The sequence below is a fragment of the Ferrimonas futtsuensis DSM 18154 genome (assembly GCF_000422645.1).
Lineage (GTDB): Bacteria > Pseudomonadota > Gammaproteobacteria > Enterobacterales > Shewanellaceae > Ferrimonas > Ferrimonas futtsuensis.
The window spans coordinates 169,075-195,590 of sequence record NZ_AUGL01000007.1 but is presented as its reverse complement, the minus strand read 5'-3'; the positions used below and the strand labels follow the sequence as shown (position 1 = coordinate 195,590).

Sequence of the window (26,516 nt, the reverse complement as noted above, 5' to 3'; positions counted from 1 at the left end):
CTCTTGTCGGCGTCGGAAATGGCACGCAAACTATCGGAGTTTGCCGACGGATCGTCGGCTGTCACCGACAGGAGAAAACCGATGCCCCAAACTCTGGACTCATTCGATCAGGCGATCCTGGCGGAGCTGCGCCTGGATGCGCGTCAGCCGGTGGCCGCCATCGCCGACAAGGTCAATCTGGCGCGCTCCTCGGTGTCAGAACGGATCAAGAAGCTGGAGCAGCGCGGGGTGATTCGGGGCTACCGGGCCCAGATCCAGCAATCCATGCTGTCGGGGATCAGTGCCTACTTCGAGATCATCCATGAGGATAAGAGCTGCCTGGACATCATCGATGTGATTCGCCAGATCCCCGAGGTGATGAGTTGCCACGGCATCAGCGGCCACATCGATCTGCTGGTGTTCGTCAAGATGGACTCGATGCAGCGCCTCCACGAGATTCGCGCCGAGATCAACGATCTGCCCTCGGTGGTGAAGATCACCACCCACGTGGTGATGAATGAGTGGCTCTAGCCCACCGAATCCTGGATTCCCGGCCACTCCAGCGCCCTCTGGCGGGCATAGTCCATCATCTGGGGGTAGAGCTCCTCGAAGGTGTCGAAGATAACGTCCTGGTGTTGCCACAGCACGCTGTCGCCTCCTTCCAGCAGCTGCGGCCGGCTCAGGCGGCGACTGATCCCCTTAACTGCCAGGGTGATCCCCTCGCGGTAGCGGTAACTGCCCAGCCAGTCGCCCCTGGCCATGTTGCTGACCAGCCGGTGGCCAACCTGGGGAAGCTGAGGGTCGGTCAGCAGGGTGTGGTAACTCTGCCGGCAAAAATGATCTAATGAGTCCCCATGGTAACCGGCCCAGTGACTGGCCAACTGGTGGTCGAACGCCATGTCCAGCAGGATGCCGGCGGTGCGACGGTAGGGGTGGGGGAACAGCGCCCTGAGGGCCTGCATCTGCGGTTGGGCATCGATGTGGCTGTCCAACTGACGGTGCAGCCAGATCCCCTGCTGCAGAGGCTGGGGCAGGTGGTCGATGGGGCCCTTGACCAGATCCCCGGCCAGGGCGCCGGCCAGGCTGGTGTCGGTAATGTGGGCCAGATGCAGGTGGGCCAGGAAGTTCATGGACCCACCTTAGCCCCCGGGCGCGGCAGCGGCAAGGCCTCAGTTGCTGCGCCGCTGTTTCATCTGCTCGCGCATCTGCTGTTTCTGCTCATCGCGAATCACCTCATACTCCTGCCACTGTGCCTCGGTGAGAACCGACTTGAGCGCGTCATCCCTGGCTGCGGCGGCATCGCGCATCTGCCGTCCCTTGTCACGGCGGCTGCCGCCGCTCTGTTTCAGGGAGAGCAGGGTGTCACTGAAGCGGGTCTGCTGCGCCAGGACCTCGGCTTGTTGTGACTCGGTCAACGACAGGGCCTGGGTGAGGCGGTCGGTCATCTCCTGGGCCAGTTCGTTGGCTTCACCGGCCTGCAGGGTCAGCGGCAGCGCCAGCAGCAGGGAAAGGATCAGGTTGCGCATGGTGGGTCTCTCCGTTTTGAATCAGGAGCTCCTATTCTATGGAGGAGAGTGTCAACCGCGGTTCTGGGTGGGTAAAGATAGATATCTCTATAAAAACCCAAGCTTAGGTAAGTATGAAAGAAATCTAGGTCAGCCAAGCCAAGCCATAACTGCCCACTTTAAAGTTTTCGATATGTACAAAATAATAAAAGAATGTAAAGGTGTGCTTAAAGCAAGACCTTAGGAAGCTAATTTCAACATTGACCTTTACAAAATCGCCCTTTCATTCTGGCAGGCTTACGACTTGTACAGTCGTCCATCACTGCTATTCGATTTGACTATTTGTAGGAAAGTAATAAAGCCTGATGCTGGGCAGCCATGCAGAGTCCGATTTGCGTCTCAGGTCAGGGCTCACCCGAAATAAAGTTCATAGTCACCAGCGGCTCTTCTTTCACCGAGTCCCGATTCTGAGTAATAAGGAGTCATACCGTAGCTTGTCGACCAATGACCGCAGCGGCGCCAGTTATAGTCGTTGCTCCTGATTGAATGACCTTATGTCATGATCAATCAGAATGCGTCGGAGGGTACGAATATGGCGCCACATCACTGAGATGATCCCCGCTTCTGTTTTGGCTCTCCGGCGAACTTGAGCTCAAAGACGAACACTCAGGGTTTGCATGATACGGCTCGCTATATCTGCTTCGCAGAGCTCAAGCTGTCGAAGGGCCTAGATGTAAGCGGAGGCAATTGTATATTCCACCCCAACTCGACCACTGTTCCGGCCAAAACTGGCCACCCGTTCGTCCCAGGTTGGCCAGCGTTCCGCTCAGAATTGGCCACAAGCAGACAGAAAAAAGCCCCGCGAGCGGGGCTCTTTCTGTCTTATCCTTAATTAATCTCTTGAAACAGGCTCATATCAAGAGGCATCGACAAAATATAAAGAAATATAACGAAGAACAATAGAATTAGAATAATTCTAATAATCTGCCTTTTAATCATCTAACTCTTTCTCCAATTTCTTAGACTCGATTCGGCCAGAGACCCTGTGAACTTGCAAACCCTTCACCACTCCGTGACCTTGATTTGCTTGAAACTCCTGGTTAAGGTATCCGTTAACTGATGTAGGGGAGTTAGCAGTACCATCGGGTGTGAGCGCTCCTAACTGGGAAGTATTGCCTTCCATTGCTCCTGCTTTGTTAAGAATATCAACAACTGCATCGGAGCAATTATTTCCCAACGGGAAATATACTCCCGGGTCATAATCTTTTAATATGTCGTTAATCTTGCCCTCCATAACCGATGAGCTTTGACGCTCCAATGTATATACTGTCACGTTTCGTCCCGACTTTAAATACCCTTGTACAACACTGTCAAAATTACCAACAGCTAATCCAGATACGTTTATAGCTGTTGAATACGCTTTGTCACCGTTACCCAGGAATGTGTGTCCGGCAGCGCCTAACCCAAAACCTGGAGAAACATGCGCAACTCTCACGTACCTACCATCAGGATCAACGTACTTATATGGATTGTTATTCGCATATGCATAGCGATTAAAGCTATGTACATCTCTGAATCCTAAAGGATCATTGGAGTAGAACCGACCTATGACTGGATCATAGTATCGAGCCTGCATATAGGTCAGACCGGTATCAAGGTCGAATTCATGGCCGGTAAAACCGATATCGTTTGTTGAGGATGAGTTGTTGACTCGCTCTCCATAGGGCGAGTAGTGCTCTTGCCAAAGGATCTTGCCACTGAAGTCGGTTTCAGCCACAGGTGAGCCAAGTGCGTCGGTGTGAACATAGGTGACGGTTTCTGCCACTGCCAACTGCAGTGTCGTCATCATTGACAGCAGCAGTATTAAAGTTGTTCGTAAAAAGTTCATATATGTTCCTTTATATCAAAACCAGGGTGGGTAAGTGAGGGTTAGAATCCAAACCCTCCTCCACCAATGCTGTTGCTATCCACCTGAATAGACGCAGAATCTGTTTTTGAAATGCTTCCCCAATAACAGGTGATGCTGACTGTAGAAGTGGGGTAGCTGAAGGCAGTGGCCCAGGCAGTTCCTGAAGCCGCTAACGTTTTGCCTCTTTCGAAGTCATTACTAGTACAGTAGTCCGCCCCGTCTGCAGTCCAAGAAACTTGAGCATCGCTGGCAACGGTTGGCACTGAGCTCTGAAGCCAGCGCAGGTTAACGTTTGGCGAAATAACTTTGAGTACTGAGTAGCTCTCTTTGTAGTTGCCGCAAATACTGTCTTTGCAAGCACGTACACGGAATCGATAACTTCCGGCAGACATTCCTGACAGTGCTTTTGAGGTGGAGGAACCGCTGTATACGGTGCTCCATTTGCTGCTGGAGAGTCTTTGCAGCTGGTAACTTGTCGCTCCGGAGACATAGCTCCAAGAGATGGTGGCACTGCCATTGGCGGTGCTGCTGGGGTAGCTAATAGAACCTGGAGTGCGTACGACCGTAGTATTGCTACTGTACTTATAACTTCCGCAACCCGAAACATTGCACGCATTGACTCGGTATCTGTAGGTGGCAGTGTTTTTGCCTGAGATAGTTTTAGATGTTGATGTCAGGTTTCCGTCGATTTGTTTCCAGGTTCCACTATTAACTTGCTCAGACAGGGTGTACTTGGATGCACCGGTGACCGAAGACCAACTCACTAAAAACGAACCATTGGTGTCTGTGCTGGGGGTAATTATAGAAGACGGAGTAGCTGGGATATCCGGTGCGTTGTCGACCTTGGCAATTAGTTTGTTGCCCAGATAAACGTAATCGGTACTCTTCTTAGTTGCCGATGCAGGATCGGCTTTATGAAGTAATTTCCCTCCTTGGGAGTAGAGTGAGTAGGTGGTTTTCCCAGCAGCGGAGACAGTCTTTATCCGTTTGCCCTGGCCATCGTAGGTATACTGGTTGCCATTGGCGCTGGTGACCATATTACCCAGGTTGTAGGTAAGGGAAAAACGACCGTTATTGGTAGTATTTCCGCGATTGTCGTAACTGAAGCTCTGTGCCTTGCTGCCACTTATAGAGGCAAGACGATTCTTGTCCGTATCGTAAGTCAACGTGAGAGACTGATTACCTAATGCCTTGGTCAGCAAATTGCCCTGACCATCGTAACTAAAGTTAGCTAGGCCCCAAGAGCCTCGAACTTGAGTCAGGCGGTGAGAACCATCATAGTCAAAACTGTAGAGACTGTTGGACGATTCGATTCCATCAGTAAGTCCAATCAGATTGTCTGCATTGTCATAGTCGTATGTCAGAGAGACTACATCCTGGCTACCACTATGTTCCAACAGTTCTGGCCGTCCGAAAGAGTCGTAGCTTTGGCTGTAGTTAACTCCATTACCATAGGTGAAGCTGGTCAGAGCTCCACTTGGATGGTATTTGGCATTCGTGGCGTAATTGCCTGCACGGGTTGGCTGACCTAAGGCGTTGGGTTGTAGATCTACAATGCGGCCTGAGGGGTAAGTAACAGAAGACTGTTGTCCTAAGGCGTCGTAATCCCACACTACACCATAGCTCTTACCATCTACAGACAGAGTTTCAGTGCGCAATAGGTTCAGACTGTTGTAGCCGTAACTCCAATTGCTAAAACCGTTACCCAGAGAAGTCAGGTTGCCATTTTCGTCATAACCGTAGGTTTTATCACCCGTGCTGTCAGGGAAGTTTTCCAGTGAGAGAGTGCCGAGGTTGTTATAACCATAATGCACTTGCTGGCTAGAGCTTAAGCCACTGGTGCTGCAGCCGCTGCTGGATACAGATGCCCCCTCGGCTCGCCAGGCAAGTTGGCGTTGTGTGTTATAACCAAATACCGAGGCACCCAACTCAGGGCGATAGGATTTACACAACCGCTGCAGGGTATCGTAGTAGCGTGACTCGGTAATGCCTCCTTGCTCAATGTTGGTAATCTGATTGTAGAGGTTATAGCCAATGGAGATGGCATCACTGTCTGGCGCATCGATGTGAATGGCCATATCGTATCCTGGAGAGGAAAATGCCCGAAATTTGGTGGTGATTACATTACCAAGCGCATCGATTTCCTGGATACGGTTTTCCGATAGATAGACTTTTTGAGTGATGCTGCTGACGCTGTTGTTATCGGTTCTGATCTGCTTGGCCAATCGGCCTAGGGCATCGTACTCACTCTTTATGTCTGTCCTGTCGAGTACTGCGGTGCTTGGCATGGATGCCAGAGTCTGCCGATTATCATGGTCGTACTCAAAATGCTGGTAACGGGTGGTACCAGAAATGGTCACATCCTTTTCGACAGTGAATATCTTCCTCAGCAGTAAGTCGTAGTAGGAGATACTGCGCAAGTTGCCTTGAGAGATGGTTTGGCGCAAGCTTCCGATGGGAATGCTACTGCCGAGTAGACCGTCGTTAGCTGCAGTAACCACATGATAGTCAATGGACTTATCTGCCCAACTGCTGTCGGCAAAGTTCACTCCCGTTAACCAACCGACGGTGTTGTATGTGTAGGAGGTTTTATTGCCTTTGAAGTCGGTTACGCTTTTGGTCGTACCATCAGGATTCACCTCCAGCTTGGCGATTATGGTATTGGCGTTGCTGCCATTGGCTGTGCCACAGCCATTCGTAGCAGCACAGGGGAGGGTTACAGTTGTGGGTTTGCCACGATAATAGTTACTGAAAGACTCGTAACGATTTGAGCCGTCATAGCTAATTTTCTTTAGAGTTCCATCAGTGTTGTATTCATTGGTTCTCAGGGTCTGGCCAAATACCTTCTCCAGATAGGGCAGATTGGTGCCACTCTTGTACACAGTTTCCTTAAAGGGAGAACCGAAGCTTTGGGAACTTGATACGTAGTGTTTGATTGGAAGGTTGAGTAGTCCCTTAGCTGTATCGTGGAGGAAGTCAACCTTGAAATAGCGAGTGCCTGACGGACCTTGCTGCTTAGTTATCCGGTGGCGGTCATACTGGTTAAAGTCAGAGAAGTAGCTAGCATAGTCGGTCGAGCTTCCGCCATCATAGAGTTGAGTAACCACAGAGGTCTTGCGCTGTTGTTTGGTGGCACTCCAGCCTTCATAAAGGTCGATTCCGGCAAAATTATCTTCAGTGTAGTCTACCTCCAAGTACTCTAAAGTAGAGCCATAATCGTTACCATCCTCGTAGCTGTGGGTTACCAACTGCATCTTGGTGCCAGTTGGTGAATAGCTGACCTCATGGGTCATATTGCCATAGCTATAACCGTGGCGCCGATCGAAGTACATCATCTTCGTGCTGTTATCTGGGTAGATGACAGTAGTGCGGTTGTAGTCAGCAGTGTTGAGTCCAGATATGTCCGAAGTGAACTTGGAGTCGCTCCCCGGAGTGTCTCCCCGAAAAACGCCTTTCTTGCGGCTATACTGGTAATTCCAGACATACGGCTCATCGCCATTTAGATCTAGGGACTTAGTCACAATAGAATGAAGCTGTTTTTCAGGCTCGATCCAATAAGTCTCGTAGGTGCGCAGTTGCGAGTTGAATTTGTGGATCTTAGGCACGTTGGAAGTGCCATGACATATTCGCTGCAGGGTAAAGGTTCCTTTTGCACCTTGAGGGTGCTTAATGGATATGTACTCTTGGGCACCTGTTTCAATGCAGCCAATCCCCCCAACTGGAGCCTGAGCACTCAGCAAGTGGTAAGTGCGATGCCACATGCCATTACCACCCGAGGAATGTTTGTCGTACTCAAAATCCCAATGGGTATTGTCTGGTAGCGTTACCCTTTCTAGGGTTGGTAAGCTATAAAAGTCGTAATTGTAATTCCAGACCTTATCATTGGCAGTGATTTGTTCGACATAACCTTCTGGGTTGTAAGTAAGAGTGATTTCTCGGTTATCGCTTGAGTGGATTCTTTTCAAGTTTCCGTTGGTGTGGTACTCGTACTTTACCCAATTCCCATGAATGTCCTCAACCTTGCTAATTAGCATAAAGGTGCGAAACATTTTGTGCTGAGCGCTTTCAGGAGCATCACCAGGAATGGATAATGTTTCTGGGGAGCACGGATTTAAAGAGCTTCCATCTTCACAGGGTACAGTACTGGATGCCGGCACAAGATTAAACGGCTTGATGCTTTCTACATCCTTTCTTTGGCTAAAAGTATAGGTGTTGCCGTTGTCGGTAGTGACAATAAATCCCTCATGGCCTGCAGGCGTGTCATAACAGGATACTGGCCAATTATTTTTGTTGTAACGTTTATGGGTGCTATCTCCTACTTTTTCGGTGAACTTTACCGAGCCATGACCTGGGATTGAGAGGGAATCGCCACTCCAGTAGTTGTCACCATCTGCAGAGTAGGACCATAAAATCGTGCCAAAGCTACCGCTTTGTGCACTAAATTTAGGATTAGAGTTTAGCTGACTGCGACAAGCTTTTCCGTTAGGCCAATATGCGGTTTTGTAATTGCCGCTTTTATCTGTAATGTAGGTTGAGCTTATATGTGGGATGGATAGGCTCCAGTTACCAAACTCTCGGGTTCCACGGTGCCATCCGTCTGGATCACCCAGTGTTCGCGTTATATTTACTGGAATGTCAAAGTTACCAGGAATAGACACGTCAACCTGTTCAAACGATATGCTCCCTGAAAAATAATCAATCTTATCCCCAAGTAGGCTCGTAGTCAGTGTGGGGATGTCGGCTTTTATGTCATTCTTCTCTAGGAAGTTATACCCATAGTCCCTTACTTCTAGCTGCGGGTAACTTGAATCACCTGGCTCTATACTATCCATTGCAGTTGCACTGCAGGCAAAAGCTGCCATGAGCAATACATGAACTGCTCTCTTCTTATTAGTTGTCACAAACTACTCCTTGTTGTGTTTATCGATCATTAGATTTTGTGTCGTGAGTGAAGATGATTGACTTATTGTGGTTTCTCATTTCAAAAGATTTGAATTGGAACCATCTGGTTATTGAGTTGAGATTTATATTTTTGATGAAGGACCGCTAAAGATTAGGCAATCCTAAATTAAGCGCTTACGATTTTGATTTGAATCAAATTTACTGGCGCTGTGTTAGTAATCACTAACATTTAACTGTATGATTTATAAATTGTCGCAAAATCATAAGCTGCAATTTTGGCCAAGCTCCGCCGATTGTGAAACGGCAGGTTCTCACAATGCTTTTTCATCAGCGAAGATTTCAGTGCTTGGAGTGATCAAATAGCAATTCACAACCCAGCCATCAGAGTTGCTTATGGTTGCACGGTTGTTGCTGAAAGATCAACCGGTTGTTGTTGTGGTTTTGCTGGATACCCCCACAGATTCAAATGAACCGTTGACGTTCGGGATTTGCTCTTGTATCAGCACTCCCAAGACTATGGGGGAGTTGTAGAGATGCCGTAAAGTCTGGAGGGACTATGTGGTTAGCCTCAGGTTGTAGGAAGGTAACTATCATCAACGACTGGATTGTGGTGGCAAGAATCGCTGACATTATGTGAGATGATTAACGTGGTCTTGGTCTGAAATTGATGCTTGCTATAGAACTAGTTGGAGGCGACAAGACCTGAGGGTTCTTCAGATTCAAGAATGTTGATGTGCATCAGGTGTGTCAAAAACTCTTCCCAGTCAAGTTGACACTGTCACAACCACTCGGATATGAGTTTCTGGCACCCTGGCGACAGATGTTAAAATCTCAAAAGATTTTGACAGTTGGAGGGGTGTCAATATGGCTTTGTTGGGATTCGCGAGAGTCAGCTCTGTTCAGCAGGACTTAACCATTCAGGTTGAGCGGTTGAGTGAATATGGATGTGAGAGGGTGTTTCAGGGAAAGCGCTCAGGTAAGGCTGATACTAACAAGGCAGCCTTAGATGAACTGATGGCATACGCAAGAGAGGGTGACACAGTGGTTGTTACCAAGCTGGATAGGTTTGGGCGTTCCCTCTCGCAGGTACTCGTGACCATTGAATCACTGAGAGATAAAGGAGTGAATCTGGTAGCTATCGACCAGAACATTGATACAGCCAACAGTGAACCTATGAATACTGCGATGATTCAACTTCTAGGGATGTTTGCTGAGATGGAGAGAAACTTCATTGTATCCCGCACGCAGGAGGGCAAGGTAGCCTCAGGGAACTATGGAGGGCGCAAACCCAAGCTAACCCCATCACAAAGGGAGGAAGTGCGTCAGAAGCTCTCTCAGGGCGTTTCCAAGATGGATTTGAGTAAAGAGTATGGGGTTAGTCGCGCGACGATAGGGAACATTGAAAAAGGTAATACTTAGCCACTTTTCAACAGTAAATCTAGAGTATTCTTTTGCTCCGGTCGGTGAGTAAGCTGTTGATTTTAATTGACTTTTGCTTGGGCTTTGTTGTTGTTCGACTCTCAGCTGTTGTACGCCGGAAAAGGAAGGAGAGAGGCAGATATGGGGCTCCATCTGGTGGTCTTTATCAGTTTGTAAAAGTATGGTTTTTATTCAAAAAGTTTGACCTAGGCTATTGTGGCTATGCTGAGTCAGGAATAGTCTAGTCCCGTTTTAAACTTCAAGTTAATTCAGCTCTTTGTGGCGGCTGCCATCGGCATATTGAGATGTACTGCCAGAGCAGCGCAAGAGAACGCCTCAAGCCTGTCAGGAAGACTCGCTGCCCCAAGAAAGAGCAACGGAGATGCATTTATGTCATTCGAATTCAAGAACTTAAGCTTTTCTAGAGTCATCCTTCATAACGTTTATCAGCCTGATGAAGAAGGAGCTGTTGAACCCTTTCTGAGTACTTCACTCACAGAGCTGGCTGTCAATGGGCGTCAGAAATTAGAAGAGCGCATCACTAAGGTTCTGGGTTCAAACTCTCACAGTTTACAGATGGATGTTGCTCAAACTGGTGAGGTGGGCTGTTTCCATCAGGCTACGCGATTGCTTGGTGTAAGTGCCGAAGAATTCATCAGCAACTCCGCAGAAATCGCAAGGCTGCATACCGCTGCGCACACTAATCGCAGTTGGCCTGGAGGTACCTTGGTTATTATTGAAGGTACTGCGGGAGCTTCAAATAAACGATGTTTGTTCATTGTCAAAGCGGAGCAGCAAGCAGGATTCATAGAAAAGGAAGTAGATGACAGGGTTCTGATTGAGTATATCGAAAGCCTTATCCTTACACCTCAAGCGAAGCTGTACAAAGTGGGTGTCTTCGTTGAATTGGCTCAAGACAGCATAGGCGAGTCCCCCCGCAATACTGGTGACTTTGAGGCGTATGTGTTTGATAGCAACATCAAGGCCAAGGATGACAGGAAGGCTGCCCGTTACTTCTATTCTAGCTTTCTGGGCTTAAGAATCCCTGAGAACGCAGAGCAGCGTACTAGAGACTTTTTTGAGTATACCAAAGAGTTTATCGGTGACGTTGACATTTCAAATGAGATGAAAGTAGACCTGCAGCAGGCGTTGAATACTTATCTCAAAACAGACCAAGGGACCACGATTCATGTGGCAGGCTTTGCAGAGCAGTTTATGAATGAGGAGTTAAGGGATGATTACAGCTTCTTCATGAGAAACAAGAACTTCCCTCAGAATGCCATTCAGAAAGATACTCAGCTTATCAAACGCAGATTAGCAACGCGGAAGATGAATTTTTCAACTAGTGTTAAATTGACTGCTCCAGCAGAATCTTTTGAAGAGATGATTACCATCTTAGAGTCAACTGCGGAGCATACTACGGTTCGGATTCAGGGACAGCTCACCGAGCAACAGTAAGATGAATCAAGCTGATTTTATTGCACTTTATGAGTCAGAAAGGCCCATGTACCAAGCGTGGGCTGACTTTGTAAAGGAAACAATCAACGGGTCAATCAAGGGGCGGCTTAAAACTCAAGCCGCATACTATGAGTGCGTCAAGATACCTCCAACGGGACGAGTAAAGACAGTAGACTCGCTAGTAGCCAAAGCCTTTATACGGAAGCGGGGAAGGTATAGGGACCCATATAGGGAGATTACGGACAAGGCTGGTATCAGGTTTGTTGTTCTGCTTACTGAGCAGCTTGACCTGCTGTCTAACATCGTTGAATCCAGTGATGCTTGGTCTTACTCGAAAGATAAAGAGTTTGATGAGTGGAAAGATGATGACCCTAGGATGTTTGATTATCAATCCGTTCATTACATAGTGAAGGCGGCAAATGACTTTCAGTATCAAGGGGTTGATGTTAAGGCGGGAACGCCTTGCGAAGTTCAACTAAGGACTTTGCTTCAGCATGCTTATGCAGAGCTCGCTCATGACACTATCTACAAAGGCAACATAAAGGCATCTCCAGAAGTTCATCGTTGCTTTGCAAAAAGCATGGCTTTGATGGAAACAACGGATGACTTACTTTGCAACGCTAAAAGGGCCTTGGAAGAGGCGTCGATAGACGTAAAGCGTTGGCTCGAAGCAGTTAACGAAGAATCTGAAGTAAGGCTGTCTGACTGTGAAATGCTGTACGAAAACAAAAACAGCGAACTGTTTATTGATGCACTTAGAGAACTGCTAGCAAGAACATCTGTCGAGGCATTTCAGACGTTTCTCGATGAGCCTGAGAATCTGTTCATTGCTGAAAGAATTAAGGGTCACATTGGGGCTGAAGCAGGGATTGAATTCAAATCGCCCTTCATCTTGCTTGTCTATTTTTTGTCCTATCGTTTCACGATTGCAATTAAGAATCACTGGCCATTTGATTTTGTTCTGTTGCAGCGTGTTTTCAATGACTTGGGTCTTGCTCCAAACTGGGCTGAAACTTAAATATGTTGGTTGGTACACGCTTGGGTACACTGCGAAGCATTAGGCGCTAGAGCCTGGGCCTAGAGGAATGATTGTTCACGACAGAACCCGGCTTGTCGGTCAGGGGTATGGGTATGCATCTTCGTTAAAGTGTGGGTGTGCTCATGCTTTTTTAGGTTCAAGGAAGGATGAGCCCACAGAGCTTTTGAGTGAAGGTACCAAGAAATTCCATCGAGTGTGGCTTTTCGACAGCATTAGGCAACAACATTTCGCTTATCCACTCTCCACTTGCAAGAGGGTTAGCCTCCTCAGTGCTTGAAGTGTTTCTGGTCACTGGCATTAAAGTACACAGTTGTCTAGGGGCGTCTTTGGTCGAATTAGCCTCGGCACCTTGAAAGAGAACCTCATACTCGGGAAGATCTTCGGCAATGCGATTGGCATATTCAACGATTTTTGGTTCTGCGAATGTGTACAGCCAAGTCTCTCCGTCGCATTCTTGTGTTTTTCGAATGCCCCTCCCAAGTACTTGGCGAAAGTACAGTTCCGTGGTGACGGAGCTCAAATGACAACATACTTGGATGCGGGGTATGTCTGTGCCTTCGCTGATCATGCCCACACTCACTATCCAAGGCTGATCACCTAGTCTGAATCGATTGATGATTCGCTGTGGGTTCTCTTCCCTGTAGGTTACAAGATTCACGGATTGTGAGAGTTGTCCTCTCAGGATCTGTTCAATCTTTCTAGCGTGTGAAACGGAGGAAGCCACGACTAGACCTGCAGCAGAAGGAGTGCTTTTCCTGAGGTGATTTAGCTTCTTAACACCTAGCTCTAAGCAGTGGTGTAGTGCTGCATCGTTGTTCAATATTGATCTGTAAGCCTTTTTCGAGTCAGTTAAAAAAGCGGAGATACCTGCAAACTCTTGGCGCTCTCCTTGCTCTTCAATAGCCAGCCTGTCGTTGTCGATAAGTACTATGTTTGGTTTACGACAGACATTGTCGAAAACAGCATCTCGCAAGCCGTATGTATAATCACACTTTATGCCGTCCGAACCGTAGCGAGAAAGCACGATAGGCCGTTTATCTGAGCGCCATGGCGTACCGGTTAGTGCCAAAGTGTAAGCTGCTCGATCTTGAATGTGTTCGAGTATCTCTTTGCCCCAAGTGTTTGTATTACTGCGGTTGGCTCCTGCACAGTGATGGATTTCATCGAAGACGACAAATACTCGGTATCGATCAAGCATCTCCCAGAACTTCGATCCTAGGTAAGCCATTGATTGGTATGTGTAGGCTCCGCCGATTGCACCTATGTGCCCGTCAAATCGCCTTCCAAGGCGATGCTCGAATGTCCGGGCGAGCCCGTCTGAGACCTCTCTTGAGGGAGCAAAACAAAGAATGAAATCGATCATTCCTGCTCTGTAGAGGTTTGCAGCTAATTCTGCTGACATCACACTTTTTCCTGCACCAGGAGTAGCAAGACACATAAAGTGGGGATGCACACGAAAGCGTGTAAGAGCAAGTTCTACGCACTCACTCTGCCATGATCTGAGTTTCATATGTTAGTTTGGTGAGGGCTGTTGGAGGAGATTGTTGATGGCTCGAATCTGCCCCAATAACTCTGAGCTTCGGTCTTTGGCGGTCTGGTGTAACTGTTCGATTTCTGGGCGCAGTTGTGGGAACTCAGTAACTAAACGTTGGTACTCCTTGCATTCGCCAGCGCAAGCCAACATATCAACATGGTATTGGCTTAAGCGGTGCTTTAATTCATCCAATTGAGCAGAACTGGCTAGATCGTGTGCAACGTAACCCAATTGGTCCTGGGGAAATGCCTTTTTAAATAAAGAGGTTACTTGATACTCAGCTGCTTCACCATCTTGAGCGAGTTTGACCAAGAACTCTCGTTTGACTAAGTACACGACGCGGCGATAGAGCCACTTTCGCAATTCGGATATCGAGGCGTTATCACCTAGGCCGAATTTTTCGGCATAAAGATTCACTAGGGATTGCATCGTGAAGGCTTCGGATTGTTGCTCTAGAAGCAGTGTAACCAAGCCAGGATCAAGTCTCATTGATTGACGTTTAGCCAAAACATTCTACCTATCAAATAATTATCGCCTATCAGTTTTACTCCATTCGCGGTGTCGCACAGTAGACACCTGCATCATCCATGCTTAGGATTACTAAGTATACCGAATAATGTAAAACTTAGACAATCTAAGCTCCAAAGGCCAAATCAGATGAACCGTCAGTGCAAAACCGTAACCCCCTGCCTATCCGTCTTAAGCAGGCACGACAGAAGATTGGCATCAGCCAAAGGGAACTGGGCCTCAGAATTGGTCTGGAGCCAAGCTCTGCAAGCAGCCGCATGAATCATTATGAAAAGGGGCGTCATACTCCAGATTTCGAGGCGTTGGAACGAATAGCCAAGGAGTTGGGTGTGCCGGTTGCGTACTTCTTCTGTCAAGCAGAGTCTTCTGCGGAGCTAATACGACTGATAGAGGGAATGACTGAGCAAGAGAGACGTTCGCTTCTAGAAAAGATCAAAGGCAAAGATTAGAAGATATCTGTATTTGGCATGAATAGCTGGAACTCGAAGGGGTGCAATCACTAAGTGATTGGACTATCCAGTGTCAGTTGATGGAGAGGTGACAGTGATCATTAGAAATGGTGGCGTGCTTCCTATCTTTCTGTTCTACACATTTTTAGAAGGCTTAGTCGGCTAGTTTAATGAGAAGAGCTCTGAGCTGCGGGTAGCTGTCTGCTTCCTCAAAGATTTTCTGGATGAATACCAGCTGCGCGTCGATCTGTCTTTGCAATACGGCTACTTTCGCTTCTGCTGCTCTGAGGGATTGGTATGTGTCCACATTCTTCTGAGTAAACTCGATAAAATCATGATTGGGCTGGCCTCTTAGAGCCTGCTTCTTGAGCTTATAGGCCGACTGAATGGCTCTGTACTTACTGAGCGTTTGCCGCGTTACTGCAATCTCAAGCTCGATTTCGATGCGTTCAACTAATAGCTGCCAGGTTAGTTTAGTACTCCAACTGATGAGTATTCTTTCCACTTCCCGAACTTGCTTGGTATTCAATGCGGGTGCGACCACGATCACTCCTTATTAAGTAAAGCTTGAATGCCAGCCATCGGATTATCTTCAGATGGCGAAAGTCGGTGTAAATCTAATGCTGCCGCAAGTGCTTCTTTAGAACATGGTAGTGACAGTGTTCGACGTTCAATCGTACGTTTTACCAAGTCTGAGATACGGATCTCTTTCTTGTTTGGCAAAATACGGATCAGTGAGCCTGAAGTGATCAAAGGGTCGGCAATCGTGCTGTTTAATTCGGCGAGGATAGAAGTATTCACGAAGTGCCGGCGATACCATTCCTGCATACTGTTACTAGCCGGAAAATTAGGGTGGCAACTTACTTCTTTTAGTCTGCGTTTTTGCACTTCTTCATCTTTCCTTAATAAGTCTGTCGCCAACTTATCACCTTTGATGGTGCCACACTTGGAGCAAAGGGTGCATTGAGTCTCGAAATCATTGAGATAGTCACAAGGGGAAGTAACAAGATCTTGAGTGCAGATTCCCGTGGACGTAATACTCGCTTGAGTCATGGTGGCAGTTTTATACTTGTCGATGGTTGCGAGCCTGATATTGATGTGGTCTTTTTCAGGAACAGTTTCATCGACTAGTAAAATTTCACTTATCTTATCAACGTGCTCACCATGAGTCGTGTGCACATAATGCAGCAACTGATCTGGATTTTTGCGCCCACCCCACAGGTTGTTTATGGTTTGGACTACACCGCGTCGGTCTGCTTCATCAGTCAACCAATGGCGAAATTGGTGCGGAGTGAGTCCAAAGCTTCGATCAAAGCCATGACGTTCGAAGATGTTTTTTCCTCGTTGCATTGAGCTCAACGATGAGGAGACATGGTTACCGATTGCTGAAATCGGAACTAAACTGTATGGACTTCTGCAGGTAGGGTAGTTTCCAGCTGTTTTTCCGTTCAGATAAAACTGAGTTCCGAGTAGGCAAAAAAGGGCTTGGTCATAACGAATCCTATTGTGTTTTGAGCGGTTGCGGCCTATAGGGAAACCTGGAAGAAGATGATGATAGATATGCTCAATCCAATGAGATTGAAGCTCGGTAACTGTGATACTGTTTGAGTGAATACCCAGCAGGGATGATAGTGTTTTCGGACTTAATTTTACCCCCAGTAGAGTCGATATATTGTGGCTATCATTGATGATGAGGTCTCTTGTGGATAGTTGCCAGACGGGCTTGTTCTCATGCTGGACTTTGTTCGAGAACTCGTGCGGAGCTGGGCTAGGGTTTTGAGCACTTTTATTGATTGTGATTACTTCCTCAGATTCACTATAAAAGCCAAGTAGATACCCTAAGTGAAACATGTTGATGGGCTGTTCTGGATTTAAGTTCAGTTTGCTGAGCAAATCACCTGAAGGCGTATAGCTTCCTAAGAGTGTGCGTAGGGGCCGTGAAGGTGAGGAGTAAAAGCGAGCTAGTATTCGACCGGGCTCACAGGCTTTAGCAAAGTAATTAAGGCAGCGGGCTACGCCCTCTGCCATCTCTGCCAGTATGTGATTCTGAAAATCTCCGATACCTTTTGAACCACTCCAAACCAACGAATAGACCTTCTGTAGCTTATTTGATTTGTTTCTTCGGGTTTCACATCTCAAAGATTGCTTAGCTAGTACAGTTTGCTCTGCTGCTACACGATTGGGAGAGCTCATTGCCAGAGTGGCGATGGCGCAAGTAAGGGCGTCTCGTTGTAGGGAGAGTGGGTGCAATGCCCAGCGATCACGATCTGGTGGAATCGTGTGGTGAGTGATAGCGCCAAGCGCTAGCAAGCTTTGATCTCTAGGACGCTGTCGCTTGAGCCGATCTATGGCTTCGTCGCCTAATAGGTTGTCCTCTCCGTAGTCTTGAGGAGGCATTGGTATTGTATGCGGGACCAAACCATTATCCTTCAGCCACTGGATAAAGAACTTGAGAGGTCGGGTTTTGGGTTTACAGCTCTTAAGCACAAGGTCATAGGCTTGGAGCAGTTGTCCATGACCTACCCGGGCCGGATTGTCACCTAGGATTCCCAGCCAATGCCTTGCTGCAGTGTGCTTTCTTTGCTTATTCGAGTGGCTTACGCATGTGGCACTTAGCTCAATGGCATAGGCCATCAAAAGGTGACGCTCAGCTTCAGGAAGAAGTTTATCCGGCTGATGACATAAAGTCCGCCTGGGCACCAAAACGGTATGATCGCAGAAATAACAGGTTAGTTTTGTTCCATTAGGATAGTGATACTCCCATCCGATGTCGTTCCAACTGGCTGGCTTTCCTAGCGGTGTAAGCCAGCCCGTCAGACTGGCCTCTTGCAACTTATGTATGAATGCTGATTGCTCCCGGATAAATTGGTTTAGCTCAGTCATTTCCCACCCCTTTCTCTGCCAAGTTGTATTGATGGCATACACAGATGGTGGCTTCGATGTACAGCACTATGAGGCGTAGGTGTTTTAGGGTGCTTTTAGAAGCTCCATTCCTTTGATTGAGTTCCATCTTTCGCTTAGCCAGAACAAGTGAACGATGGTGATCCCCTTTCGGGTGAGGGCGAAAGTTGCTACAAGGATAGCAAGCCAGCCGAGCACAATTATTTTGCTTGTGCGGGCACAGCGCGCAGTCGATTTGACTGTGCTGCCACCCCAGTTCTTGGTCAAACTCATCCTTCACCATGAAATAGTTTTCTTGCTGAACTTCTGCGAGAGACTGCTTGCCAAATTTGCGTAGAACCTGAGACAGGGCCATCCGGCCGTCGATGTCGAGCCGGGCTTCAAACGATAAGTCGACATATGCTCGAACCGTGTGAATCGTTACTCCGGTAATGGCTGCTAAATAGGCCAAAGGTAAACCTTGGCGAGCCCCCTCGGTGAGTACATGGTGGCGAAGACGATTGTTGCCTAGGAGTAGCTTGTCATCGGCAATGCGATCACTGGTAAGGTTGAGACGTTTTTGGTAAACCCTCATGGCATTATTCAATTTAGAGTAGGTGCAATGATATGCTTCGGAGTTTGATCCCAATGCTTGGAATAGGATGGCTTTGGAGCCAAACTCGGTTTTGAACAAGCTGGGTGCTGCGAACACTGGGCATCTTTGGAAGAGTGTTTGCTGTTCTGTTTCAGGCAGGGTTATCCGCTGTTTTTTCAAGCAGCTTAATAGAGTGCATAAATAGGCTTGACGGTAAATTCTGATGAGTGTGGACAACTCTGGAGAAAGAGGGTGCGAACGTCTTTCCAGGTCAGCACGAAATTGACCATCTTTTCCTCTGAAAGTGCGCACATGGAGTCCATCTACATCACTAAACTGAGGTTCTTGCTCTGGGGTGGGAGCATCAAAGCGGTGATCAGAGAAGCTGGCTCCAATCGGTAAAATGTCTGACCACTTTACTTGCACTAATTGGCACGGGCGTCTGGTGATGCCAATCATTAGTTGCAGTGCCACAAGGGTGCCAAAGTCACTTAATGCCTCTGGTGAAAGCAGGTTGATTTCAGGGTCCTGAATCCTTCGAAGCTGTTTTTGTGTCGCAGCGTACAGCTCTTTTCGGATCGAGGCGTATTCATACTCACTGTAGGTGCCTTTCTCCGGGTCTAACACCTTTTTGGGTGGAACTGGAGGGCAGTGGTTTTTGGCAAACTTGGCTAATGCTGCAAGCTCAGGAAGTTCGGCGTCTTGCCAGTGGCTCAAAAGACTTGTCAACAAGATTTTCCGCGAGTCACGTAGATTCGGCCACTGTATTTTCAGAGCAGTCAAATCTAGTGGGCTTGTGAGAAATTTAAGTGCGTAACTGTAGTTATTGACTGTGGATGGAGCAAAGTGCTGGGCTATGTAGGCCAAAAGCTTGCGAGCGGTTTGCTCTCCTTCGTAACTCCACTGTCGCTCTGCAATCCAGTGAAGATGGATATGATCATTAAGATCGAGTAGCCATTCGTTGCTCTGAGGATCAAATGCATAAGCGTCGTTCCTAGCAAGGAGTAGCTGTCGCTTAGTTGTAGAGGTGGAGTCACTTTGAATGGGCTTTATTGACATTCTCACACTCTCCGTCTGTCAAAAATGCCTTCTGGCGCGCTTGGGCAATTTGCAGGACTGATATGGCATTATGAAACTCGTTGTATAAAGAGCCCATTGAGCTGTTAATCGACCATCCCATGGCGTATTTTCTTAGGTCTTCAATCTGTTCCATGGAGTACCCTTGAGCTTTGGCCTTCATGCTAAAAATTTCATTCCACTTGTGACGTAGCAGATGGGGATGGATTCTTAACTCCAACCTTTGAGACAGAGTATTGAACAATCCGTTTATTGTAGAAAGGGCGATAGGCATTCCTGCAGTTTTTCCTTTTTGCGACACTAAGAGAAAGTCGTGCTGCAAGGAGGCCTGTGATTGTGACCGTTCGGTATTTATATAGTGGCGTATAAGCTTCATTAGAGAGTTACTAATGGGGGCTGTATGTGCTCTGGTCTTTTGGGATGCAGGTAGTTTGCGCGAGTCGGTAGGGTCGCCTGGAGTTCGGGTTACTAAAAGGTAGTGCTGATCACCTCTCCTTTTGAAATTGCTGATCTTTATCTTGGCCAAGGCACCGCGCCTGACACCTGTTTCGCTGAGTAGGGCAACAATGAGTTGGTTTCGCAACCTCGCTCCTTTCCAAGGGTTTTGAGCAGAGTGCACACGGGTGATATCCAACAGCTTAAAAAAAGTAGAATCAGGAATTGCCTGAGCATAAGGATCCCGGACATCGCAGTTATCTTTCCTAATACTCTTGATGTCGAGTCGAATTGCTTTGCAGAGCTGACCTAATGTAATGCTTACTTGTGCGGTAGGAGCGGCAGTTGCGTGAAACGTTGTAAATAGATAATTGAGGTAGTCGTGAAGTAAACGTAACCGCAATTTTCGAGTGTTGGCGGCCACTTGAGCACTGGATGTGTGGGTGGCATGAATCATGTCATCCAGTTTTTTTTCGGAAACCTGCCTTTGCACGCACCGCAGTTGTGCAACGCTCCCTTTCAGTGTTCCTTTGTCTTCGGATACCCTATAGCCTGCGTGTCGCTTGAAGGCCTTGTATTCTTCCGTGGTCAAAAACTGACCTTCCTGAGCGCGTTTAGTCAATGAGATTCCATTGAGCTTGAAGTATCGAAAGATAAAGAGCATTACCTTGGCGTACGTATATCTCGTATTGAATGGGCGTGCTGCGAAGCTACTTAGCATGAAATGGGAGAGGCAAAAGCTTACTGGGACGCAATCGGTGTTCACGATCTCAACTCTGGCTAAGCCTACTAAATCCTTGTAAACATAGACCCTCATAACCTTTGCAACTTATTTGGCTGGTTAATAGTTGTACAGTGTTGCTCGGTTTGTGAGCTTTGTAAAGGTGGTGGTGATTTAACTTACTGATCTTGATAGCTACACTAGCTATGAAGACCGTTACACAGCCTGTAAGCGAGCGATAGATAGGAAAACTTGATTATGGCCCGCTCACTTCTTAGACTAGCGCCCCCGCCCTAAGGGGTGATGCCCACAGAGTAGATGAGTATGCAGGTTGCCGACTTCCAATTTGACCTTCCCGATGAACTGATTGCCCGCTATCCCACCGAGGAGCGCAGCGCATCACGCTTGCTGCACCTGGATGGCAACAGTGGCCATCTGGTGGACAGTCAGTTTCCGGATCTGCTTGACCTGCTCCATGACGGAGACCTGCTGGTGTTCAACAACACCCGGGTGATTCCGGCTCGTGTCTACGGCAAGAAGGCCTCAGGTGGCAAGATTGAGGTACTGGTGGAACGGGTCATGGATACCCGCCGGGTGCTGGCCCATGTGCGCTCCTCCAAGTCGCCCAAGCCCGGCACCGAGCTGGTGTTCGACCAGGGGATCAGCGCCACCATGGTGGCCCGTCACGATGCCCTGTTTGAGATCGAGTTTCACGGCGATACCCCGGTCCTCTCGATTCTCGACGCCATCGGCCACATGCCCCTGCCCCCCTATATCGACCGTCCCGATGAGGAGACCGATAAGGAGCGCTATCAGACCGTCTACAACCAGCGCCCCGGCGCGGTGGCGGCGCCCACCGCCGGCCTGCACTTCGATGAGACCATGATGGCCAGACTGAAAGCCAAAGGGGTGGAGTTTGCCTATGTCACCCTGCATGTGGGGGCGGGCACCTTCCAGCCGGTGCGGGTCGACAAGGTCGAAGATCACCATATGCACTCCGAGTGGGCGGAAGTGCCTCAGGAGGTGGCGGACGCGGTAATCCGCACTAAGGCCAATGGTGGCCGGGTGGTGGCCGTGGGAACCACCTCGGTACGCTCTCTGGAGTCTGCCGCTCAGGCGACCCTGGCCAAGACCGGGATGCTGGAGGCGTTCGCTGCCGACACCAGCATCTTCATCTACCCCGGTTACCGTTTCCAGCTGGTGGATGCCATGGTCACCAATTTCCACCTGCCCGAGTCCACCCTGATCATGCTGGTCAGTGCCTTTGCCGGTCAGGACAATGTGATGAACGCCTATCGGCACGCCGTTGAGAACCGGTACAGGTTCTTCAGTTATGGTGATGCCATGTTCATCAACCGGGATGAGAAGCTCCACGGCGAGGTGGAGTAGATTCCGGATCCCGATTTGATGCGCCGCCCCTGGGCGGCGCTCTGTTTTTCGGCGTTTGGAGCCCCAGGGGCGCAGGTTTTCGGGGTTTTTTGATCCCCATCTCACTGGCTCCCTTGAAATCCGCTACCTGAATCCACATTTTGTATTTCATGCCAAGAGCATGTGTATTTCGTCAGACTGTTTATCTGGCACTAAGAGGATGAAATGAAGTTCGATCTGATCACCACCGATGGCCGCGCACGCCGTGGTCGCCTCACCTTTGAGCGGGGCACAGTAGAAACCCCGGCCTTTATGCCCGTGGGTACCTATGGCACCGTCAAGGGGATGACTCCGGAAGAGGTGGAGGCCACAGGCGCAGAGATCTGCCTGGGCAACACCTTCCACCTGTGGCTGCGTCCCGGCACCGAGATCATGCAGAAGCATGGGGACCTGCACGATTTCATGAACTGGCAGAAGCCGATCCTGACCGATTCCGGCGGTTTCCAGGTGTTCTCCCTGGGGGACATCCGTAAGATCACCGAAGCGGGGGTGCATTTCCGCCACCCCATCAACGGCGATAAGATCTTCCTGGATCCTGAGAAGTCCATGGAGATTCAGTATCACCTGGGCTCCGACATCGTGATGATCTTCGATGAGTGCACCCCCTATCCGGCCACCGAAGAGGAAGCGGGCAAGTCGATGCGCATGTCTTTGCGTTGGGCTCAGCGCTCCCGTGACGCCTTCGACAAGCTGGAGAACCCCAACAACCTGTTCGGCATCATCCAGGGCGGTGTCTATGAGCACCTGCGTGATGAGTCCCTCGAGGGGCTGATGAACATCGGCTTCGATGGTTACGCCGTCGGTGGTCTGGCGGTTGGCGAACCCAAAGAGGACATGCACCGCATCCTTGAACACATCTGCCCCAAGATCCCCGAAGACAAGCCCCGCTACCTGATGGGGGTGGGCAAGCCTGAGGATCTGGTGGAGGGCGTGCGCCGCGGTATCGACATGTTCGATTGCGTGATGCCCACCCGTAATGCCCGTAACGGTCACCTGTTCACCTCGGAAGGGGTGATCAAGATCCGTAACGCCAAGCACAGGGACGACACCCGCCCCCTGGACGCCGAGTGTGACTGTTACACCTGCAAGAACTACAGCCGCTCCTACCTGCACCATCTGGATCGCTGTAATGAGATTCTGGGCGCCCGGCTGAACACCATCCACAACCTTCGTTACTATCAAAAGGTGATGGAAGGTTTGCGGGGGGCCATTGAGCAGGGTAAATTAGAGCACTTTGTCGAAGCGTTCTATTCCAAGCTGGGCCGCCCTGTGCCGCCTTTAAACGATTGACTAACAGAGAACTAAAAGAGAACCACTATGTTAATTCCAATGGCATACGCTGAAGCTGGTGCCGCCCCCCAGGGTGGCGGTCTGCAAACCCTGATCATGCTGGTGGTATTCGGTCTGATCTTCTACTTCATGATCTACCGTCCCCAGGCCAAGCGCACCAAGGATCACAAGAATCTGATGTCCTCCCTGAGCAAGGGTGACGAGGTCCTGACCAACGGTGGTCTGGTTGGCAAGATTGCCAAGATCAAAGAGGACGATGATTTCGTGGTTCTGTCCCTGAACGATCAGACCAACGTCACCATCCAGAAGAGCTTTATCACTGCTGTTCTGCCTAAGGGTTCCCTGCAGTCTCTGTAAGTTGGTTGAGAGGGCACAGCGGTGCTGAATAAATATCCATTATGGAAGAGCCTGATGGTGGTGTTCATCATCGCCATTGGTGCTCTTTACGCCTTGCCGAACGTGTTTGGTGAAGATCCTGCCCTGCAGATCTCCGCTGGCCGTAACGCCGAGGTGACGCCGTCTACCCTGACCCGACTGCAATCTGCGGTGGAGTCCCAGGGTTTGACCATCAAGCGGGCTGAGCTGGAAAATGGCCAGATCCTGATCCGATTCAACAACGGTGACGATCAGCTGAAGGCCAAGGACCTGGTGTCCAAGGAGCTGGGGGACGATTACTTCGTGGCCCTGAACCTGGCCCCGGCCACTCCCGACTGGCTGGCCGCCATCGGTGGCAGCCCGATGAAGCTGGGTCTGGATCTTCGTGGTGGTGTCCACTTCCTGATGGAGGTGGACATGAGCGAAGCGGTGCGCAAGCAGGAGACCCAGCTGGTCACCGATTTTCGTGCCGATCTGCGTGGTGAAAAGCTGCGTTATGCCGGCATTCGCGCCGGCGCCAAGGGCATTGAGATCCGCTTCCGCGACGAGGAGACCCTGGTCAAGGCCGAGGACTTCCTCAAGCTGCGTAACCCCAACCTGCTGTTCGAAGACAACGATCTGACCCTGAACGTCACCATGGGCGAGGCGTACCTGGCCGAAGTTCAGAAGTATGCCCTGCAGCAGAACATCACCATTTTGCGTAACCGGGTGAACGAACTGGGTGTGGCCGAACCTGTGGTTCAGCAGCAGGGATCCAACCGCATCGTGGTCGAACTGCCTGGTGTTCAGGACACCGCCCGTGCCAAGGAGATCCTGGGTGCGACGGCGACCCTGGAGTTCCGCATGGTGACCGAGGGAGCCGATCTGGGTGCCGCGGTTCGTGGCCGCGTGCCCCCGGGCTCTCAGCTGTTTGAAGATTCCGACGGCCGCCCTGTGCTGCTGGACAAGCGGGTGATCCTCACCGGTGATCACATCACCGGCGCCCAGTCCGGCTTCAGCGAGACCAGCCAGCCTCAGGTGAGCATCAACCTGGATGCCACCGGTGGCAACAAGATGGCGGACTGGACCCGGGACAAGATCGGCAAGGCGATGGCCACCGTCTTCATCGAGTACAAGTCCACCGGCGAGCGTAACCCCGACGGTTCTCCCAAGTTCGATAAGCATGAAGAGGTGATCAACACCGCCACCATCCAGGCTCGCCTGGGTCGCAGCTTCCGCATCACCGGCCTGGATACCCCTCAGGAGGCTCAGAAGCTGGCCCTGCTGTTGCGTGCCGGTGCCCTGATTGCGCCGATCACCATCGTTCAGGAGAGCACCATCGGTCCCTCCATGGGTCAGGAAAACATCGACAACGGTATGGCCGCGATGCTCTCCGGCCTGGTGGCCACCATCCTGTTTATGGCGGTCTACTACCGTAAGTTTGGTTTCATCGCCGTGGGCGCCCTGGTGGCCAACATCGTGCTGATGGTGGGCATCATGTCGATGATCCCCGGTGCCACTCTGACCATGCCCGGTATCGCCGGTATCGTACTGACGGTGGGTATGGCGGTGGATGGCAACGTACTGATCTTCGAGCGTATCCGTGAGGAGCTCAAGGCGGGTCGCAGCGTTCAGCAGGCGATCCATGAAGGCTATGCCAACGCCTTCTCCACCATTGCCGATGCCAACATCACCACCCTGCTGACCGCGCTGATTCTGTTCGCCGTGGGTACGGGACCGGTGAAAGGTTTCGCAGTGACCCTGATGATCGGTATCGCCACTTCCATGTTTACCGCCATCGTCGGCACCCGTGCCGTTGTTAACGGTCTCTGGGGCGGCAAGCGTCTCAAGAAGCTGTCGATTTAAGGGGCTGTCATGTTTGAACTGTTAAAACTGAACAAGACCGTTGATTTCCTGAAGCACGCACGGGTGATCAGCCTGATCTCCCTGCTGCTGATGGCGGCGTCTGTGGCCTCTCTGGCCACCCGAGGCATCAACTGGGGTCTGGATTTCACCGGCGGTACCGTCGTAGAGATTGTCTACTCCGAAGCCAAGGGTACCTCCGAACTGCGCAAGGCCGTGGAAGCCCAGGGCGTGGAAGGGGTGATCGTCCAGCACTTCGGTGCGGCCACCGACCTGATTGTCCGTGTTCCGCCCAAGGCGGGTAAGGGCAACGAGATGGTGTCCCGCATCGAGAATGCGGCCCGCAGCCTGGAATCCGACGCGGTAATCAAGCGCGTTGAATTCGTCGGCCCTCAGGTGGGTAAGGAGCTGGCAGAGCAGGGCGGCCTGGCCGTACTGACCGCCATCATCTGTATCCTGGCCTATGTGGCGTTCCGCTTCGAGTGGCGTCTGGCCCTGGGCGCGGTCGCGGCCCTGGTGCACGACGTGACCGTTACCCTGGGTGTGTTCTCCTTCTTTTTCCTGGAGTTCGACCTGACGGTGCTGGCGGCGGTACTGGCGGTGGTGGGTTACTCGCTCAACGACACCATCGTGGTGTTCGACCGGGTTCGGGAGAACTTCCGCAAGATGCGTAAGGGGACCCCTGAACACGTGGTCAACACCTCGGTGACCCAGACCATGAGCCGGACCATCATCACCACTGGCACCACCCTGTTTGTGGTGATCGCCCTGTTCGTTCAGGGTGGCTCCATGATCCACGGCTTCGCCACCGCGCTGCTGCTGGGCATCGGTTTCGGTACCTTCTCCTCCATCTATGTGGCCAGCTACGCCTCCATCAAGCTGGGCCTGACCCGCGAGCACATGATGCCCGTGGTGGTTGATAAAGAGGGAGCAGATCAGGAAAGCTTGCTGCCCTGATTCAGTGCCAGTCGCATTGTTCAACTCTAAGCCACCCTGCGGGGTGGCTTTTTTATGGCAATTTGTAGATGATGTCCGGGCACAACTCAAAAAGGATCAGTGAGGTGCTTGGCCAGGAATGCGGCGAACGGGACTTTGACAGGAGCCCTGCTGCGGGTCGACACTGAACGGAGTGACACGAGGATTAGAGTGTG

At 50.1% G+C, this 26,516-nt stretch carries 20 protein-coding genes; 10 read left to right on the top strand and 10 right to left on the bottom strand.

Annotated elements, in window-relative coordinates:
- Positions 1-81: 81 nt before the first annotated feature.
- Positions 82-510, top strand: a complete 429-nt coding sequence (locus G505_RS0106025) for an Lrp/AsnC family transcriptional regulator (protein ID WP_245568339.1) — start codon at positions 82-84, stop codon at positions 508-510.
- Here the strand turns inward: G505_RS0106025 and G505_RS0106020 are convergent.
- The 4 genes from G505_RS0106020 to G505_RS0106000 all read right to left on the bottom strand — a co-directional run bounded on the left by G505_RS0106020 (position 507) and on the right by G505_RS0106000 (position 8,294).
- Positions 507-1,109 carry an acyl carrier protein phosphodiesterase gene (locus G505_RS0106020; RefSeq protein ID WP_028108753.1) on the bottom strand — a complete coding sequence of 201 codons (603 nt, stop codon included), beginning with the start codon at positions 1,107-1,109 and terminating at the stop codon, positions 507-509. The genes G505_RS0106025 and G505_RS0106020 overlap by 4 nt on opposite strands.
- Before the next feature lie 39 nt (positions 1,110-1,148).
- The gene (locus G505_RS0106015; protein WP_028108752.1) at positions 1,149-1,505 is read right to left on the bottom strand and encodes a hypothetical protein; all 357 of its coding nucleotides are present in this window, start codon (positions 1,503-1,505) and stop codon (positions 1,149-1,151) included.
- Positions 1,506-2,475: 970 nt separating this feature from the next.
- The gene (locus tag G505_RS22345; protein WP_051215932.1) at positions 2,476-3,372 is read right to left on the bottom strand and encodes an RHS repeat-associated core domain-containing protein; all 897 of its coding nucleotides are present in this window, start codon (positions 3,370-3,372) and stop codon (positions 2,476-2,478) included.
- A 41-nt stretch (positions 3,373-3,413) separates the two neighbouring features.
- Positions 3,414-8,294: an RHS repeat domain-containing protein gene (locus G505_RS0106000; RefSeq protein WP_157509069.1), complete on the bottom strand. Its 4,881-nt coding sequence runs from the start codon at positions 8,292-8,294 to the stop codon at positions 3,414-3,416.
- 865 nt (positions 8,295-9,159) lie between these two features.
- Between G505_RS0106000 and G505_RS0105995 the strand changes: the two genes are divergently transcribed.
- The 3 genes from G505_RS0105995 to G505_RS0105985 all read left to right on the top strand — a co-directional run bounded on the left by G505_RS0105995 (position 9,160) and on the right by G505_RS0105985 (position 12,190).
- Positions 9,160-9,714 (top strand): recombinase family protein, encoded by a 555-nt coding sequence (locus G505_RS0105995; protein WP_028108750.1) that lies wholly within the window; start codon positions 9,160-9,162, stop codon positions 9,712-9,714.
- 390 nt (positions 9,715-10,104) lie between these two features.
- Entirely contained in the window at positions 10,105-11,172 is a 1,068-nt protein-coding gene (locus G505_RS0105990; RefSeq protein WP_028108749.1) for a nucleoid-associated protein, read from the top strand.
- A gap of 1 nt (position 11,173) precedes the next feature.
- Entirely contained in the window at positions 11,174-12,190 is a 1,017-nt protein-coding gene (locus G505_RS0105985; RefSeq protein ID WP_028108748.1) for a GTP pyrophosphokinase, read from the top strand.
- A 157-nt stretch (positions 12,191-12,347) separates the two neighbouring features.
- On the opposite strand, the gene G505_RS0105980 is transcribed toward G505_RS0105985, so the two are convergent.
- Positions 12,348-13,721: a DEAD/DEAH box helicase gene (locus G505_RS0105980; RefSeq protein WP_028108747.1), complete on the bottom strand. Its 1,374-nt coding sequence runs from the start codon at positions 13,719-13,721 to the stop codon at positions 12,348-12,350.
- 3 nt (positions 13,722-13,724) lie between these two features.
- A complete protein-coding gene (locus G505_RS22340) occupies positions 13,725-14,252 on the bottom strand; it encodes a hypothetical protein (RefSeq protein WP_157509068.1) in 528 nt (175 codons plus the stop codon).
- A gap of 161 nt (positions 14,253-14,413) precedes the next feature.
- Here G505_RS22340 and G505_RS0105970 point away from each other — a divergent pair, with 161 nt between their 5' ends.
- Positions 14,414-14,722: a helix-turn-helix domain-containing protein gene (locus tag G505_RS0105970; RefSeq protein WP_028108745.1), complete on the top strand. Its 309-nt coding sequence runs from the start codon at positions 14,414-14,416 to the stop codon at positions 14,720-14,722.
- A gap of 154 nt (positions 14,723-14,876) precedes the next feature.
- Here G505_RS0105970 and G505_RS20720 read toward each other — a convergent pair whose 3' ends face one another.
- Genes G505_RS20720 through G505_RS20715 form a run of 4 tightly spaced genes read right to left on the bottom strand, consistent with a single transcriptional unit; the run spans position 14,877 to position 20,331 of the window.
- Positions 14,877-15,266 carry a hypothetical protein gene (locus G505_RS20720; RefSeq protein ID WP_035385117.1) on the bottom strand — a complete coding sequence of 130 codons (390 nt, stop codon included), beginning with the start codon at positions 15,264-15,266 and terminating at the stop codon, positions 14,877-14,879.
- Positions 15,267-15,268: 2 nt separating this feature from the next.
- Complete coding sequence (locus tag G505_RS22995; protein WP_157509067.1) at positions 15,269-17,605, bottom strand: hypothetical protein; 2,337 nt, start codon at positions 17,603-17,605, stop codon at positions 15,269-15,271.
- Positions 17,598-19,256, bottom strand: coding sequence for a hypothetical protein (locus tag G505_RS0105950; RefSeq protein WP_028108744.1), 1,659 nt, complete (start codon positions 19,254-19,256; stop codon positions 17,598-17,600). The genes G505_RS22995 and G505_RS0105950 overlap by 8 nt, the downstream gene beginning before the upstream one ends.
- The gene (locus G505_RS20715) at positions 19,231-20,331 is read right to left on the bottom strand and encodes a site-specific integrase (RefSeq protein ID WP_169628190.1); all 1,101 of its coding nucleotides are present in this window, start codon (positions 20,329-20,331) and stop codon (positions 19,231-19,233) included. The genes G505_RS0105950 and G505_RS20715 overlap by 26 nt, the downstream gene beginning before the upstream one ends.
- A gap of 423 nt (positions 20,332-20,754) precedes the next feature.
- On the opposite strand from G505_RS20715, the gene queA reads away from it, so the two are divergent.
- The 5 genes from queA to secF all read left to right on the top strand — a co-directional run bounded on the left by queA (position 20,755) and on the right by secF (position 26,322).
- Positions 20,755-21,819, top strand: coding sequence for a tRNA preQ1(34) S-adenosylmethionine ribosyltransferase-isomerase QueA (gene queA / locus G505_RS0105940; RefSeq protein WP_028108743.1), 1,065 nt, complete (start codon positions 20,755-20,757; stop codon positions 21,817-21,819).
- Positions 21,820-22,023: 204 nt separating this feature from the next.
- Positions 22,024-23,148, top strand: a complete 1,125-nt coding sequence (gene tgt / locus G505_RS0105935; RefSeq protein ID WP_028108742.1) for a tRNA guanosine(34) transglycosylase Tgt — start codon at positions 22,024-22,026, stop codon at positions 23,146-23,148.
- Positions 23,149-23,175: 27 nt separating this feature from the next.
- Positions 23,176-23,505, top strand: coding sequence for a preprotein translocase subunit YajC (gene yajC / locus G505_RS0105930; protein WP_028108741.1), 330 nt, complete (start codon positions 23,176-23,178; stop codon positions 23,503-23,505).
- A 21-nt stretch (positions 23,506-23,526) separates the two neighbouring features.
- Positions 23,527-25,368: a protein translocase subunit SecD gene (gene secD, locus G505_RS0105925; RefSeq protein WP_028108740.1), complete on the top strand. Its 1,842-nt coding sequence runs from the start codon at positions 23,527-23,529 to the stop codon at positions 25,366-25,368.
- 9 nt (positions 25,369-25,377) lie between these two features.
- Entirely contained in the window at positions 25,378-26,322 is a 945-nt protein-coding gene (gene secF / locus G505_RS0105920) for a protein translocase subunit SecF (RefSeq protein WP_028108739.1), read from the top strand.
- The last annotated feature ends 194 nt before the right edge of the window (positions 26,323-26,516 follow it).

Excerpts from the sequence above, each read along its gene's own strand:
- G505_RS0106020 (WP_028108753.1), bottom strand. The coding sequence starts at position 1,109 with ATGAACTTCCTGGCCCACCTGCATCTGGCCCACATTACCGACACCAGC.
- G505_RS22345 (WP_051215932.1), bottom strand. The coding sequence starts at position 3,372 with ATGAACTTTTTACGAACAACTTTAATACTGCTGCTGTCAATGATGACG.
- queA (WP_028108743.1), top strand. The coding sequence starts at position 20,755 with ATGCAGGTTGCCGACTTCCAATTTGACCTTCCCGATGAACTGATTGCC.
- secF (WP_028108739.1), top strand. The coding sequence starts at position 25,378 with ATGTTTGAACTGTTAAAACTGAACAAGACCGTTGATTTCCTGAAGCAC.
- G505_RS22995 (WP_157509067.1), bottom strand. The coding sequence starts at position 17,605 with ATGACTGAGCTAAACCAATTTATCCGGGAGCAATCAGCATTCATACAT.
- G505_RS0105990 (WP_028108749.1), top strand. The coding sequence starts at position 10,105 with ATGTCATTCGAATTCAAGAACTTAAGCTTTTCTAGAGTCATCCTTCAT.
- G505_RS0105985 (WP_028108748.1), top strand. The coding sequence starts at position 11,174 with ATGAATCAAGCTGATTTTATTGCACTTTATGAGTCAGAAAGGCCCATG.
- G505_RS0105980 (WP_028108747.1), bottom strand. The coding sequence starts at position 13,721 with ATGAAACTCAGATCATGGCAGAGTGAGTGCGTAGAACTTGCTCTTACA.
- G505_RS0106015 (WP_028108752.1), bottom strand. The coding sequence starts at position 1,505 with ATGCGCAACCTGATCCTTTCCCTGCTGCTGGCGCTGCCGCTGACCCTG.
- G505_RS0105950 (WP_028108744.1), bottom strand. The coding sequence starts at position 19,256 with ATGTCAATAAAGCCCATTCAAAGTGACTCCACCTCTACAACTAAGCGA.
- G505_RS0106025 (WP_245568339.1), top strand. The coding sequence starts at position 82 with ATGCCCCAAACTCTGGACTCATTCGATCAGGCGATCCTGGCGGAGCTG.
- G505_RS0105995 (WP_028108750.1), top strand. The coding sequence starts at position 9,160 with ATGGCTTTGTTGGGATTCGCGAGAGTCAGCTCTGTTCAGCAGGACTTA.
- tgt (WP_028108742.1), top strand. The coding sequence starts at position 22,024 with ATGAAGTTCGATCTGATCACCACCGATGGCCGCGCACGCCGTGGTCGC.
- yajC (WP_028108741.1), top strand. The coding sequence starts at position 23,176 with ATGTTAATTCCAATGGCATACGCTGAAGCTGGTGCCGCCCCCCAGGGT.